Consider the following 14,453-nt stretch of genomic DNA (forward strand, 5'->3'; position numbering starts at 1 on the left):
GGATGTCCGCCATTGGGACCCCTGCCCGTGGCCCCCCCCCCCCCCCCCCCCCGAGCCCAGGCCACCTTACGGACCTACGGCCCTCCGGGCGTACGGCCCTCCGGCCCTCCGGCCTTCCAGGCTCACCGGCTTGCGGGCTCACGGGCTCACGGCCCTACCGGCTTACGGACTCCCGGGCGCCCTGGCTCGCGGACCTACGGGTTTACGGGTTTACGGGCTTACGAACTCCGGGCCCACGGACTTCCGGGCTCACTGGCTTACGGCCCTACGGGATCAGTGCGGACCCACGGGCTGATGCGGCGGATGGACGGGGCGCCCCCCGGCCCGCTCCCCCGAGAACTCCACACCGCCGGTCTCGTCACCGTCTCCCCCGCGTTCCCGCTCCTCGACCCCGTCCGGCCGCCGCAGCTCCATCAAATCCCTTACGAGCCGCACGAGTTCGGCAGGCTCGAAGGGCTTGGCGAGGAACGCGTCGACGCCGACGTCGAGGCCCGTCTCGACCTCGTACTGGGTACAGGCGCTGACGATGGCGAGCGGAAGGTCGTGAGTGCGGGGGTCGGCACGGAGCAGGGCAGCGGTCCGCAGACCGTCGAGCCGGGGCATGACGACGTCGAGGGTGATCACATCGGGCTGCACCTGATGAACGACATCCAGACACTCGGCACCATCGGCCGCGGTCACGACCTCGAGACCCTCCAGTTCGAGATTGACCCTGATCAGCTGCCGGATGACCTTGTTGTCGTCCACAACAAGCACCCGGCCCGACGCCCCTGGCACAACTCGAGAGTAGGTCCGGACCGGCCACCGCGTCCGGGTTTTCCGGACTTCCACCCCGCGCGGGAAGGCACCCCGGGAAACCCGTTCCTGATCACCCCGACCGAGCTGGTAGTGTTCTACCCGTCGCCGCGAGCAACAGCTCAACGCCAGACGCCCCCGTAGCTCAGGGGATAGAGCAACGGCCTCCGGAGCCGTGTGCGCAGGTTCGAATCCTGCCGGGGGCACATCCCATTAAGGCCCTGACCAGCGGAAACGCGGGTCAGGGCCTTTCTTGTGCATGCCAAAACGCACACGGCCTACCTGCTCGTGACCACTCGATCCGATGAGTCTTCGACCTGCGGTTTTCCGACACCACACGGATGGAATCCCAAATGTCCGATCCCGCGAAATCGCTCGCGCGGAACATTCACGGGACGGGAACGGCAAAAAGCAGAGCCGACACCGGCAGACACCGGCTGCGAGCTGCACTTTTTCGCGCATACGCGGTCGGAAAACATGCGGAGGAACGGGCCGTTTGACTTTCCGGATCAGCACACGGAACCGCTGTGACCTAGGGTTTCATCCAGCATGACGCCCACTGCTGGCGTGCTTGCCCGTGTCGGCACCACGGCGCCCCGGGATACGGCATGCTGGGCGTATGAGTAGGTACGCCGCAGCCAGGGTCTACGCGCTGCCGGAGTCACTCGACGAGCTGGTCGGGCCGATCTCGGGCACCGTGACCCTGCCCCGGCACATCGACTGGGGCCCGCCCTACGCCTACGACCTCGCCGACGAGGCCGACCTGCTCCTCATGTACGAGCGGGTGATCCGCGAGGCCCAGTCCCCGGCCGACCTGCAGTCGCACCTCAATGCCGGCCTGTTGCGCCGGCACTGGAGCGACCTGTTCCTGCCGGCCCCGGCACGTGTGGCCTGGCAGGCCCGCTTCCCCGAGCTCTCGCCTGCGGCGGCTGCGGCATAGTGGACGAGGTGCACCGCCGGCTGATCCGCATCGGGCTCGACGCACTCGCCGACGATTTCGGTTACGCCCTGGCAGGCGGTTACGCCGTCCAGGCGCACCAGATCGTCAGCCGGGTCAGTGACGACGTCGACCTCTTCGCTCCGATCGACCGGGCCACCGCCGAAATGCCCGCGGCCACCGAGCGTGTCATCGACGCCTACGAAGCCGCGGGCTTCACCGTGGAGCTGGCCCACCAGAACGCCGAGCACACCTACACGCGGCTGAACGTCACCGACCCCGCCAGCGGCGTCCAGAACAAGGTGGAACTCGTCGCCGAGTTCCTCAACCATCCGCCCGTGCCCTCCGAACTCGGTCCGGTTCTGCACCCCGACGACGTCGCAGCAGGGAAGACCAGCGCACTGGACGGCCGGGCCGAGGTCCGCGACGCCATCGACGTCGACGGCCTTCTCAAGGCCGGATACACCCGCGAACGCCTGCTGGAACTGGCCGGGCAGAACGACGACGGCTTCGATCCGCAGATGTTCGCCGACTCACTTGCCCGCATCCAGCGCTACACGGATAAGCAGTTCGCCGCCTACGGCCTTACCGCCGCCGAGGCCGCAGTGCTGCGCGAGCGGTTCGCCGACTGGCGACGCCAACTCATCACGCCCCAGGACGAGAACCCCGAAGGCAAGCGAACCACTGCAGCTGCTACAGCTCCACCGCGCCGGGACCAGTCTGCACAGCAGAACCCGAGCACTACCACGAAGCTCCCCGGCCCCGGCTCTCCCGGCCGCACACCACCCCACGGCCCCCGCAGGGGCTGATCCTCGCCCCAGGCCACAACGCGCTGCCAGCAGCTTTCCCAGGAAGGGACAGAAACTGCAGACTGGATGGGGCGCCACGGTCGCATTCGTCCAGCAGCGCCCGTACACGGGCAAGCGCAGGAGACAGAACCCCTCGATGGCGAGCGTCTATCGGGCTCCGGCCGAGCACGCCAAGCGCGAGGCGTATCCCGGGGCCGTCGAGGCGGCCCGCGCCAACTTCGCTGTCCTTCAGCCGCGACCACAGCCCCGTTTAGTTACTCAGAACTACACGCCACCTGGCTCCTGCGGTGTGCCGAAGCCGGAGCGAAGAAGGCAGTCAAAGCGTCGAAGGCCGCTCTCGCGAAGAGGAACGCGCCCTGTGCGACGAAGGACCAGGTTTTCGAGGTCGTCTCCGACGGCGGAGACGGCAGCGGCCTGAGGCTGAGCGCGGTCGTCTGCACGGGTGACCAGCGCGTTCATAGTCGAGTGCACGGGAGTTCGGACAAGCGCGACCGTCGCCGACCTCAGCCGACGCGACCATGCCGCCTGACGACAGCAATTGGAAGGGCACCGGCAACGCCGGCAGAAGATCGCCCACCCCGCGCGGCCCAAGGACGCAATGGCCCCGGCTCGTCGCAGACCTCCAGCAGCTCATCTGTTGGGCTCCTGTTTTCAGCCGTCCCATGGAGGTGTGGGCCGTCTCGCATCGCCAGGTGAAGATCGTCGATATGCGACCGATCACCCATCCTTGAAGCCTCCTAGGCGATTTATTTGGTCAACATTGACTTGCTGGCCGTTTATCTGTCATCTCTAGACTTTCACTTGGCGATTGCTTTAATTCACGACTTTCGGCCATGCGATCACAGGCTCACGGTAAGTCGCTTTTAAAAGTTCCAGGCCGTGACTACCTTGGCGTCGGCGTTCCGAACATGTGAGCGGATCGGTGGGGCAATGATCCCTGTCCCGGCACTCCGCCAATGGCTTGGATCGCGCTGCCAGCGGTGGGGGGTGCTCGTGCTGGAAAGGCGTCATCTACCCACCTGCGACGTTCTCTTCTAGGGGGGTTACCACACGTGTCGAAGCTGAGAGCAAGCCTGCGTGCTGTCACCACTGCTGCGGTCCTGGCCTTAGGCGCGATGGCCGCGCCCCAAGCGGTGGCTGTCGACCAACCCGCCGTTTCCATCTCGCATAGAGCCGATGCGACCACGCGAGCTCTTGTCCAGGCCGATCCTCAAGCCGCGGTCGCGGCGGCTACCGTCTGCGGGTCCGGATACACGCTGTTCCGAGCCGAGCCGCTTCCTGATGGTGTGGACCCCAGCCAGCGGCTGGCCACACTGTACTCCTATGTGAACGCTGGTAAGGGGTGCGCGATCCTCGACAACAATGTCGGGAAGTCGCAGTACATGTACCTGCACGTGTGCAAGGTGGACGGCACCGGTTGCGACACGGACTCCGGAAACTTCAGCGAATACGCCGGGCCCGTCAACGTCGCCAGTTCCGTCTGCGCGCCCGTGACAGCGAAAATGGGCCAGAGCTCCAGCAGCTTGTACATCAACTTCTCGTCCGAGTATATGTTCAGCTGTGACTGACCACCCGCCCGGCAAGAACCGGGTCTCCGCGCACTTCCTGTTAATAGCCTTGGCAATGGCACCACTTGCTCTGACCGCCTGCGGCACCCAGACGAGCCACCAGCCCGACGCCTCCTCCTCGCTGCGGTCCTCGGTAGCTGCCGGGGCAGCACCCAAGCCGTCTGACACGGCCGACAACCTCAGCAAGGCAGCACAGAAGGCAGCTGCCCAGCGCGCGGCCGCCGCCCCCGGCGGAGATCCCGTCAGCCCGACGAACACCGCTGTCCCGGGCCCCGGTGACTACGGGTTCGGCAAAGCCGCGGCCACGGCAGTGGGAGGCGAGGTCGTCGCGTACACACCGCGCCTGGAGTCGGGACGGGTCGTTGTACCGCTGACCATTCAAAACACCGGTGACAAACGGATGACTTACACAGTCACCGTGACAGTCATAGGCAGCCGGCAGACATCTCCCTTCTCCGTGACCGAGAAGGCCGACGGCGTTTGGCCGGGAACCACGTGGCCGACCAAGGCGGACATCACAGCCTCCGGCCTCAAGGAAGCGGCGGAGAGTTCGAAGATCAGCTTGAAAGTCGTCAAGGACGACCCGTTCCGCAACGCCCAATGACCCCTCATGCACGCCTCGCACCTCGTGCGGGCTGCCACGGACGCTGCACCCCTTTGGGGTTCCGCGCCCGGTAACGGAACCCACGCAGCCGAGTGCATCGTTGTCCTCGGCTGCCTCCAACTTCTCAGGCGCCGGAGCCGACAGCCCTCGTTCTCGCGGAACGGCAAGACCAAGGCCCTGTCCTACGGCAACACGCAAGTGGCGACGGCGTGTTCACTACCGTCACGGTTCACAACAATTCCGATGAGCCTGTCAATTACGACATCGATGTCAGCACCGGCAACGGTGTCCACTGGAGCGCCTCAGACAGGTCTCGCATCCAAGGCATTCCCGCCCTCGGCGTCAAACGCCAGGCCGGCGCGGTAGGCGACCACACCTCGAACCCATTCCGCAGCAACCAGGGATCTACATCGATGCGCACTGAAGATGCTGGCGAGGGCTGCGTCGAGGCCGGATCCGCAGATCAGGGTCGCTTGGCTCGCACGCCGGGCAGATGGCAGCGGACGCAGGCCGCCGTGGCTACTGACTCATTCCGCAGAAGCTAACAACCGCATCAGCAGGCTGACCACTTACTGAAAGGACGACTCACCAGATTATGCGCTACCCATCACAGAGAAGAAGGAGGAGGAAACAGTCATCCGCACTGGTCATCACTGCAGCAACCGCGTTGATCGCCTCCACCTTCACCGCGAGCGCTGCACAAGCGGCGATACCGAACCCGCCGGAGAAGTCGACGCAGAAGCAGGCCGTCACACCGGAGAAGAAGTCCGCGTCGGCGGTCCCCCTGAAGGATCGTGACACTGTTCTCGGGAAGGGCTGGAAGACCTCCGCGGACCGGGCCGTGACGGCCGCCGCCGACAGCGACGGCTTCCATCTCCTGGTCGCCGACAGCAGGAACGGCTACAGCTGGAAGACGGCTGCCGTGCTGAGTGAGCCCCAGCTTCCGGCCGACACCTGGGTCGGCAACCAGTGCGTCATAGACGACCATCACGCGGCCGTCGTCTACGCTCCCCGCACCTTCACCAACAAGCCCGATCTGATGATGGGCGGCGCGTTCACCGCGATCGTGAACCTGGACGACGGCAGCGTCACCAAGCTGCCGTTCACCGCGTCCCTGGCCTACTTCGACCCCACCTGCAGCCCGGCCACGCACACCGCCGTCTTCACCGCACTGCGCGACACCAAGACGCGCCTGGTCATCGTGGACACGAAGGGTGCCACGGTCGCTGACACCACCGCGAAGGGCGAGATAACCTCCGCTGTCCCCACCAAGGACGGTGTGATAGCCGCCGCCGGAAACCGGCTCGTCCACGTCGGCCCCAAGGGCAGGACAACCCAGCTCGCCACCACGAAACACGCTCCGTACGACATCCACGTGACCGGCGATGGCACGGTCAGCTACATCGACCGCACCGGCGACACCGACGCCAACGTACAGACATACGCGCACGGCAAGAAGACGACCGTCGCGAGCGGCAAGCTCACCGCGATGAACCTGAGCCAGGGCACGGACGGCAAGGTCTACCTCCAGGGCAAGGCCGCCCACGGCCGAGGCTTCACGGCCAGCGGCATCAAGTCACTGAACGTCTCGCCCGACGCGGAGCTCTCCACCCGCGGACGCCTGGCGGTCGACCCGGTGGTCTCCCCCGCCGTGCAGGCGGGCGTCGACAACATCAAGAACGCCGGCCGCGGCTTCACCGGCACCACGACCGAGGAACCCGCGGCCGAGACGACGGCGGGCCACAGCAGTCACGCACTGACCGTCACGGACACGGTTCCGGGCACGGGCCGACACACGCAACAGCAGACCGCCGAGCCCGGCAGCACCGCTGGCGACAGGCCGTCGCCGGCGCTGACCGGCTCATCGAAGCCGCAGCTGTCGACCACGAGCACGATGACCACGGCTGACGACGACACCAGGACACACGACCCCGTCGACACCGATGCCTGGTGCTCCGTGCCCCGCAATGATGTCAAGACCCAGGCCCTCCAGCCGACCCCGAACCAGGTCGAGTGGGCCGTGGACATGGCCGTCCGGGGAGACCTGCGCTCCGGCTACCTCACCCAGGGCGGCTGGCGCACGCAGACCGGGCTCGGCACCATCGACCCCCAGGGCATGTTCCCCGTGCCGACACTGACCGGTGGCGGACGCATTCCAGCCCAGGTCCAACTGGGAATCCTCGCCCAGGAGTCAAACCTGTGGCAGGCCGAGTCCGGCTCCATCCCCGGCCAGATGGGCAGCCCGCTCGCGGCCGTCGACGGCTACTACGGCCACCAGACCGGCGGATCCCTCGCCGACTTCTGGACCATCCACTGGGACAAGTCCGACTGCGGCTACGGCGTCGGCCAGGTCACCGACGGCATGCGCAAGGCCGGACACGAGAAGCCGGGTGAGACGTCCAAGGACGTCACCACGCAACGCGCGATCGCCATCGACTACACCACCAACATCGCCGCCTCGCTCTACATCCTCGCCGACAAGTGGAACGAGGTGCACCAGTCCGGCCAGACGATCACCGTCAACAACGACGACCCGGCCAAGCCCGAGAACTGGTTCACCGCCGTGTGGAACTACAACCTCGGCTTCAACAAGAAGGCCGACGAGGCCACCAACGGCAACTGGGGCCTGGGCTGGTACAACAACCCCGCCAACCCCGTCTACCCCGCCTCCCGGCTGGCCTTCGTGAACACCGACCTCGACCCGCTGGCCGCAAAGGACGCCGCGCATCCCCAAAACTGGCCCTACGAGGAGAAGGTGATGGGCTGGGCCGCCTGGTCCCAGGACACCGGCCACTCCTACGCCACCTCCGGCCGCCAGGACTGGCCCGGCGAGTCCGGCTTCTCCTCCGCCGGCTTCTACCCCGCCACCTGGAACGGCACCACCGGAACCGTCATCGACCCATCCAGCGGGAAATACCGCCGAGCGCACGTCTCACCGGCACTCGACGCGTTCTGCAACACCAAGAACAGCTGCGACACGGCCAACCCGCCCGACTGCCCCGACGCCGCATGCTACGCCCAGTATTGGTGGCACGAATCCAACGTCACCTGGAAGTCCGACTGCGCCACCAGCTGCGGCAACGAACACATCAAATACCTGACCCTGGTCAGCGAACCCGGCCGTGGCTACCGACTGCAGTACGGCACACCCGTGTGCACCGGCGAGCCCTCAGGGGCGAAGATCGTCGAGTCAGTGCCGCAAGGAACCGATACCTGGAGCGACTGCGGCATCACTACGACCGACGGCTCGTTCCAGTTCACCTTCTACGCGGACCCCAACGCCACCGGGGTGGGCCTTGGGCAGTACGACGCGAAGGCTGACCTGCACCAGATCGGCGGCGGCTACAACGGCCACTTCTGGTTCACGCACGCACGCGACGCCGCCCATCTCGGCGGCGACGGCGGACGCATGACCATCCTCGGCGACTGGAAGCTGAACTCGGCCGTCTCTGGTGGTCAGGCAAAGGTCTACGTACACATCCCGGATACCGGAGCGCAGGTCACCAACGCCACCTACAAGGTCATCACCCCCTTCGGCACAGTGACCAAAACCATCGATCAGAACTCCCAGAACAACGCCTGGGTCTCCCTCGGCGCCTACAACTTCAAGAACCAGGCCCCCGAGGTTCAGCTGACCAACTCCACATCGGACGGTGCCGCCGACAAGGATGTCGCCTATGATGCCGTCGCGTTCGTGCCCGGCGACTACAGCAACATGCCGAGCATCACCTTCCCCAATCCCGATGACAGCGCGCCGATGCCCAGTTGGGAGGGCGACGTCGAGGAAGCCCACCGCAACAGCGGGCTGCCCTCTGCGGCAGCTGCCCTGAGCAGCGCGTCGGGCATCGCAGACAACACGACGTGCTCTCCCTCAGGGACGAGCGGCGGCACGATCTGCGTGAACGTCGGCAAGGCGCAATCGAGAACATCCCAGCTCGGTAAGCAGATGACAAAGGCCCTGACCGCGGCCGATGCCAACTCGATCGTCCCCTGGTGCGACACCCAGAGCGCCGGCCACGACTGGTACACACGCACGGATGCCTGCCTGAAAGCCTTGTCTCCGCTCAATGTGACCTTCCTCGTGGATGAGAAAGTGGTCGGCACCGCGCACTTTGCGATGCAACAGGAGATCAAGCTCTACAACAACCTCGGAGAGTTCGACCAGACTCTTTCCCTCGTGCCTACCGAGATAGACCCCACCCTGGGTGCGGTGACACTGCGCTGGAACGCGGCATCGGACTGTTCCGACTGCACGCAGTCCCAGCAACAGACGGACGGACCTCTGACATGGGCCGGCCCGGAGGATGGCCACGTCGGAAGCGTCTCCTTCCAGACCCTGTGGAACGGCACCGGCAAGGAAAGGATCACCCTCGGGTGGAGTATCACGGGGAGCATCTCGGAACTCCCGGAAGTATCGGACGAGGCCGACCTCGGAAACACCATCGGGGATCTGGACGTCCGCTGTGATGACATGACCAAAGGCGCCGCGAACGCGGGATGTGTCTTCCCCACCTATACCCCGACGTTCACTGTGAACACCGATCGCTACCCGGCAGCCGGCGCTTATTACTGGCTCATGAAAGAAAAGAACAGCAATCATTTCGGCAGTAGGGCGCACAACACGCCTCTGCATTACCTGACGGACGGGCAAAGCGACAACCGGGAGGTGGTGTGCCCCGACAGCTGGCAGGGGCGTACCGAGACTCCAGACGCCAGCTGCGACGAGTACGCCTTCGCCACCACGAACGAGAGCGGTGGTGTACCGGCCAACGGAGTCACCTCTGGCGACCAGTGTGCGCAGTACTACGCAACACCGCTGAACGACACCACCTGGACGCTGTACTACGACGACAACCACCCCCTGCCCAACTGGTCGGAGAAGTGCGGCCGCGCCAGCATCCCGTTGGCCCAGAACACCGGCGCCCTGGCGCCATTCGGTCGCACCGGGGGCTTCGTCTGGTACAACCGGATGCTCGGAGATGACCCGTTCTGGCTAGCCACGCCGGGGTTCGACCACTGCACATCGGCAGACACCACGTGCACCTTCCAGCGCACGAACCCCTAGCCGTATTCGCCGGGTCGGAAGGTCATTGAGGGATCTTCCGGAGCTGGTGGACAAGAATTGCCCCGGTTGGGAATTGGGGGCAGCAGCTCGTGACACATGAGGGGGGGTGGCGTCCGCCCGGACTCCACCCCCCTCACTCATGTATTCAAACGTCGTCGCTCAGCGCGTCAAGGGAGGGGGTACCGCTGACTACTACCAGCGGAAGCCTGCCGTCCTCCAGCAGATCGCGTGGCAATGAGATACCGAAATGTTTCTCGATCACACCTAGCGACATGGCGATCCGCAGACTGTGCCGCGCGCCGCTCACCTTAAGGTAATCGCCCGTCGGAAGAATGATGCCCGCCGCTTCCAGCTCCTCCTGGAGAAGATCCGGCTGGGACCCCCAGCGCCTCCGTTCCTCGCCAAGACCGAACGAGCACAGCAACTCGCTGTCGGCGGCGTAGGAGAAGAAGGGAGGCGGGTGGAATGCCTGGGGATCAAGATTCACCGCCTCGACACCGTTGCGCGAAATCCTCTTGAGGACGTCGTGCCTGGCCCCGGGGGCTTCCCCGTATTCGGCGGCGAACGCCCACCCCTGCGCTTCCCCTACCCGCGCGACGCCTACATCTGCATCGGTAAGAAGCCCGACGGCTTCCCAGGCGGTCGCCAGGGGCTTAACACCTGCCGGTGAAGCGCCGAGCCGCACAGCCAACTCGTCCGGCGTGATCCCGCGGGCGAAGGTGACGCTGTACTGCCACTCGGACTCCACCAGCCAGCGCACACCGCGATTCGTCATATCCTCATCTTGCCGCATGGCCTCGTCACCATGAGGGCCGCCTGCACCACACCCCTTCCACACGGGAGCACCCCCACCTCGACGCACAACCGGCTCGCCTGGCCTGTCCACGCACCCCGGACAGCCTCCATGTCCGATCGGGAGGCGCACCGTTTACCCCTACGCCTGTCCGAGGAAGCCGTGACCTTCGTCATGCTGTATGGATCGACCACACCAGGGAATGATCCAGACAAGTCGAGCGAATGGGTTATTTCATTCTCGCGGGACATGCGCGGGACCGCGGGCCTGACGATCTGTCAGGTCAGCGCCTGACCTGCGAAAACGCGCGGGAATCCGACGGCCTCCGGAGCCGTGTGCGCAGGTTCGAATCCTGCCGGGGGCACCTTGTACGAGGTGCCCAAAGACCCCGACACCAGCGGAAACGCTGAGGCCGGGGTCTTCGCATGTCTAGTGTCTGTGCGCAGGCAGATGCCGCCGAAAGCAGCTGTTTGCCACTGATCACGTAATGGCGACGTAATGATCTTGGCGGATCTTTCCGCAGGTCAGCAACCGTTCTCCCGCCCGCTGAGCGCAGCCCTGTGGACTATACGTGGACGGGCGCACGAGAGCCCCGGACCTTCCCGGCCCGGGGCTCCCTTATATCGGTCACGCATTCGCGTCAGTCAGGCGCTTCGTCCTCCTCCCCCAGGCCCCGCATGATCCGGTCGTTCATCGCCGCTTCCTGGCCATCGATGCACTTGGCGTAGATCTTGAGCAGGACGTCCACCGAGTGACCGGCACGAGCGGCGACCTCCGGCGCCGGCACCCCGGAGTTGAGCCACTGGGAGACTCCCGCGTGACGGAGGTCGTACGGCCGGAAGGCCAGGACCGACGACACCTGATGCGGCAGCAGCGCCAGCTCGCGAGCCTGCTTCCACGCTCGCGAGTAGGACGAGGCGGCGATCACGTTCCCCCGCTCGCTGAAGAACAGCCGCCCGTCGTCCGCTGTGCCGAACTCCTTCAGGTGCTCGCGCAGCAGCCGCACCAGCGGCGGCGGGATCGGCACGATGCGCACCTCTCCCTCGGCCCGCTGCTTCAACCCCCGCCGGTCATGCGCCTCACCGGAGTCGGTCCACGCCTTCCCCGCCGTGGGCCGAGTCTCCACCAGCTCGATGCGACCCCAGCCGGTAGCCGGGAGCGTGCAGTCGGAGCGGCGGAGCCCGAGCGCCTCCCCCGGCCGCATGGCGGCGTAGTACAGGCAGCCGAAAAAGGCCCGGAGTCGCCGACCACCAGCCCGGTCGTAGCCGCCCACGTACGTGAGCGCGGTGAGCAGCTCCCGAGCCTGCCGAGGGTTGACCACCACCCGGCGGTCGACTTCCTGCACCGGCCGCTTTCCCCGCTTGCGCCGCACCCGGCTCAGGGGATTGGACGGCAGGTAGTCAAGTTCGACCGCGTACTCAAGGACGTTGAAGACCACCGCCCGCCGTCGCCGATACGTCTGCGTCGCCGCCGGCTTGCCGTCGAGCCTCCGGCTCAGCGCCTCGATCACCTCGTGGGCACGGGCGATCTCTTGCAGCTCCCCCACCGGAAGGGACGCCTTTTCGATCCACCGGACCGCCGCAGCGATCTCCTCCGGCCGCTCCCGTTCCCTACGGGGTACCGGCAGGACATACGACCGCAGGGCGCGACGCAGCAACTCTGGAGCGGGACGCCCCCGCCCCGGCTTGACCAGGGCGGGAACAACCGTGGCCAGGGCATCGGTCACGCTGTCCCGCTGCTTGGCGGATGCTTCCGCCCACCGTGCGTCCACGTACTTGACCGCCAGGTCGAGGAACGAGAGCGCCGCCTTTCCACTCCGCAGCGAGTCCGGCAACCCGGTCACCGTGTCGAAGGGCTCGCCCTTGTCGGCAGCACGCAACAGCTTGGCCCGGAAGCGGTCCGCCAGCGCCTTCGTCTTGTGAGACTCGTGGAACGGCGCGCCGTCCACTGACCACCGAACAAGGTAAGTCGGCTTCTTCGCTGAGCGGTTGATGCTGAGCTTCCAGATGACGACCTTGTACGACTTCACCGCGCAGCCTCCTCCGCCCGTTCTTCGAGCCAGTGATCGAACACGTCACGCCGAACCCGCAGCTCCCCGTTCGGCAGCCGTATGCACGCGGGTGCGAGGCGCAGCTCCCGCCAGCGGTAGAAGGTGCGCCGCGAGATGCCGCCCAGCTCGTCGAGGACCTGCCGAACGGTGAGCAACTCGGCAGCCCTCCGACCGTTGTCACGAGCCATGGGAAGTACCGCCCTCCCGTACCGAAGCCGCCAGGAGCGCGGCATCCGGCGAGTAGCCACGCCCGGCATAGCGCCACCGGCCAACCGTGACCGCAGGCACGTCGACCAGGCCCAGGGCGGCCCGCTGCTGCTCCGCCCGATGGTCAGTGCGCGCCTGCCGCAGCGCGGTCAACGTGGTCGAGTAGCGCCGGGACTTGGTGGAGAAGTGACCGCCGTAGCCGAGCATGTGCGCCCAGCGGCGCAGCCCGAGCGCTTCGAACTCCGGTAGCCCGCCCAGCCACCAACTCGTGGCGATCATGCGGAGCACATGCGCGCGAACCGGCAGAAGGACCATGTCCCGAGCACTGCGGATACGGCCGTCCACGGCGCCGGCGGACTCCGCTCCCTTGGTGGCGTACTTGGCGATGTATCCCGCTACGGCGCCAGGAGAAGCAGGCCGCTCCCCCACACCGCTCCGGTATGACACGACCGGTCGCGCGTCGACCTGAGCCCCGAACTGCAACACCCGCGGCCCGATGACCCCGGTGCCAGGAGCGATCAACTGCACGCGCCCGATCGCACCCCGCACGGAGTCGACCAGGAGCCGAACGGTCGCCCATTCGGGCGGTTCCGAGTCGGGTCCATCCGGCCCGTCGAGACGGATCACGGCGTGGAAGTGGACGAGGCCGCGCCGCTGGTACTCGGCGACTTTCGCGTACGACAATCGGGCGAGTTCCCCGAAGTCGGTACGGGGCAGTCCGACTCGCCGGGCGACCTCCCGCCGTAACTCCAGCCCGAACCGGTGCCAGAGTCGACCGGCGAACGCGTGCCAGAGGACGGCACCCGCGTAGTCGTAGCACCGCGCGCAGAGCGGCTCCCCGAGCCGAGGGTCATCCGCCGAGTGCCGTTCCCCGCATCCAGTCGACGTCCCGTGTGGGCAGAGCTCCCCGGCCCGCCGAGGTCGACAAGCCGCCGCACGTCCATCCCGCTCACGGCGGGTGTGCACGGGCCCGAACCCGGGGGCGGTGAGCGTGGCAAACACGCGCGGGTAGTTGCTCACCGCCTCCGGGACGCTCTTTCCTCCGACGAGACCGGCCCGGACGAGTTGGTATGTGTCCGCCCGATACAGCGCCGAGCAGGCCGGGCAGACTGCCGCCCGCCGGTTGCCGCACGCGACGAGCAGGCGGCCGCCGTAGGCATCCGAGCCGTAGGAGAGTAGGGCGGCTCCGCTCGTCGTGTCGTAGACGGTTGCCGCACCGACCAGGTGAATCGGGTTGGTGCAGCCGCCGAGGCGGACGATGTTCCGCCGCCAGGCCGCGAACTCCGGCTCCGACGACCTGGCGACGAGCGCGGCAACGCTCAGTGGAAGGACAGTGGTCATCGGCGACCGCCCCCGTCCCCGAACGCCTGCCCCATCACAGCCGAGATTCCCTCCGGCCGAGTCTTGGCGCTGAAGCGAAGGGTCGGGTCCGTGAGCCACACCGCAGCTGCGTGCGCGGGACACAGCCACTGCTCAGTGCCATCGAGTTGGACGAGGACGATTTGTTCCCGTCCGGCGCAGGTGGCGACCTGTGCGTCACGCTGCCTGAGATCGCACTCAAGCGGCAGGGATTTGCGCGAAAGATGCGCGGTGGACAAAGTGTGAGTACTCCTTTCACTGCTCAC

General features: G+C 66.4%; 10 protein-coding genes and 2 tRNA genes. 7 read left to right on the plus strand and 5 right to left on the minus strand.

From position 1 onward, the window contains the following. Positions 1-273: 273 nt before the first annotated feature. Positions 274-831 carry a response regulator gene (locus ACFXI4_RS35615; protein WP_384999045.1) on the minus strand — a complete coding sequence of 186 codons (558 nt, stop codon included), beginning with the start codon at positions 829-831 and terminating at the stop codon, positions 274-276. 98 nt (positions 832-929) lie between these two features. On the opposite strand from ACFXI4_RS35615, the gene ACFXI4_RS35620 reads away from it, so the two are divergent. The 6 genes from ACFXI4_RS35620 (at position 930) to ACFXI4_RS35645 (ending at position 9,778) form a co-directional block, all read left to right on the plus strand. Beyond that, positions 930-1,001 (plus strand) — tRNA-Arg (locus ACFXI4_RS35620). 413 nt (positions 1,002-1,414) lie between these two features. Continuing rightward, positions 1,415-1,735 (plus strand): hypothetical protein, encoded by a 321-nt coding sequence (locus tag ACFXI4_RS35625; protein WP_351492507.1) that lies wholly within the window; start codon positions 1,415-1,417, stop codon positions 1,733-1,735. An 8-nt stretch (positions 1,736-1,743) separates the two neighbouring features. After that, positions 1,744-2,541: a nucleotidyl transferase AbiEii/AbiGii toxin family protein gene (locus ACFXI4_RS35630; protein WP_351492509.1), complete on the plus strand. Its 798-nt coding sequence runs from the start codon at positions 1,744-1,746 to the stop codon at positions 2,539-2,541. Between the two features lie 1,052 nt (positions 2,542-3,593). After that, on the plus strand, positions 3,594-4,109 hold the full coding sequence (locus ACFXI4_RS35635; RefSeq protein ID WP_384999050.1) for a hypothetical protein: 516 nt from the start codon (positions 3,594-3,596) through the stop codon (positions 4,107-4,109). Then, entirely contained in the window at positions 4,102-4,713 is a 612-nt protein-coding gene (locus ACFXI4_RS35640; RefSeq protein WP_384999053.1) for a hypothetical protein, read from the plus strand. The genes ACFXI4_RS35635 and ACFXI4_RS35640 overlap by 8 nt, the downstream gene beginning before the upstream one ends. 667 nt (positions 4,714-5,380) lie before the next feature. Next, complete coding sequence (locus tag ACFXI4_RS35645) at positions 5,381-9,778, plus strand: Tat pathway signal protein (RefSeq protein WP_384999056.1); 4,398 nt, start codon at positions 5,381-5,383, stop codon at positions 9,776-9,778. A 145-nt stretch (positions 9,779-9,923) separates the two neighbouring features. Here ACFXI4_RS35645 and ACFXI4_RS35650 read toward each other — a convergent pair whose 3' ends face one another. Beyond that, on the minus strand, positions 9,924-10,571 hold the full coding sequence (locus ACFXI4_RS35650) for a DUF6461 domain-containing protein (RefSeq protein ID WP_384999059.1): 648 nt from the start codon (positions 10,569-10,571) through the stop codon (positions 9,924-9,926). A gap of 280 nt (positions 10,572-10,851) precedes the next feature. Here ACFXI4_RS35650 and ACFXI4_RS35655 point away from each other — a divergent pair. After that, a tRNA-Arg gene (locus ACFXI4_RS35655) sits at positions 10,852-10,932 on the plus strand. Between the two features lie 279 nt (positions 10,933-11,211). Here ACFXI4_RS35655 and ACFXI4_RS35660 read toward each other — a convergent pair. From ACFXI4_RS35660 to ACFXI4_RS35670, 3 genes are read right to left on the minus strand one after another with little or no spacing between them, the layout of a single operon-like run. Further along, entirely contained in the window at positions 11,212-12,600 is a 1,389-nt protein-coding gene (locus ACFXI4_RS35660) for a tyrosine-type recombinase/integrase (RefSeq protein WP_384999062.1), read from the minus strand. Then, entirely contained in the window at positions 12,597-12,809 is a 213-nt protein-coding gene (locus ACFXI4_RS35665; RefSeq protein ID WP_365290384.1) for a helix-turn-helix domain-containing protein, read from the minus strand. Before ACFXI4_RS35665 ends, ACFXI4_RS35660 begins: the two co-directional genes overlap by 4 nt. Then, positions 12,799-14,169, minus strand: coding sequence for a replication initiator (locus tag ACFXI4_RS35670; RefSeq protein ID WP_384999066.1), 1,371 nt, complete (start codon positions 14,167-14,169; stop codon positions 12,799-12,801). Before ACFXI4_RS35670 ends, ACFXI4_RS35665 begins: the two co-directional genes overlap by 11 nt. Positions 14,170-14,453 lie beyond the last annotated feature (284 nt).

Origin of the sequence: Streptomyces sp. NPDC059224 (assembly GCF_042754285.1) — a bacterium.
Classification (GTDB): Bacteria; Actinomycetota; Actinomycetes; order Streptomycetales; family Streptomycetaceae; genus Streptomyces.

Bases quoted from the DNA above. Each gene is read 5' to 3' on its own strand.
- ACFXI4_RS35625 (WP_351492507.1), top strand. From the start codon at position 1,415: ATGAGTAGGTACGCCGCAGCCAGGGTCTACGCGCTGCCGGAGTCACTC.
- ACFXI4_RS35670 (WP_384999066.1), bottom strand. From the start codon at position 14,169: ATGACCACTGTCCTTCCACTGAGCGTTGCCGCGCTCGTCGCCAGGTCG.
- ACFXI4_RS35665 (WP_365290384.1), bottom strand. From the start codon at position 12,809: ATGGCTCGTGACAACGGTCGGAGGGCTGCCGAGTTGCTCACCGTTCGG.
- ACFXI4_RS35650 (WP_384999059.1), bottom strand. From the start codon at position 10,571: ATGCGGCAAGATGAGGATATGACGAATCGCGGTGTGCGCTGGCTGGTG.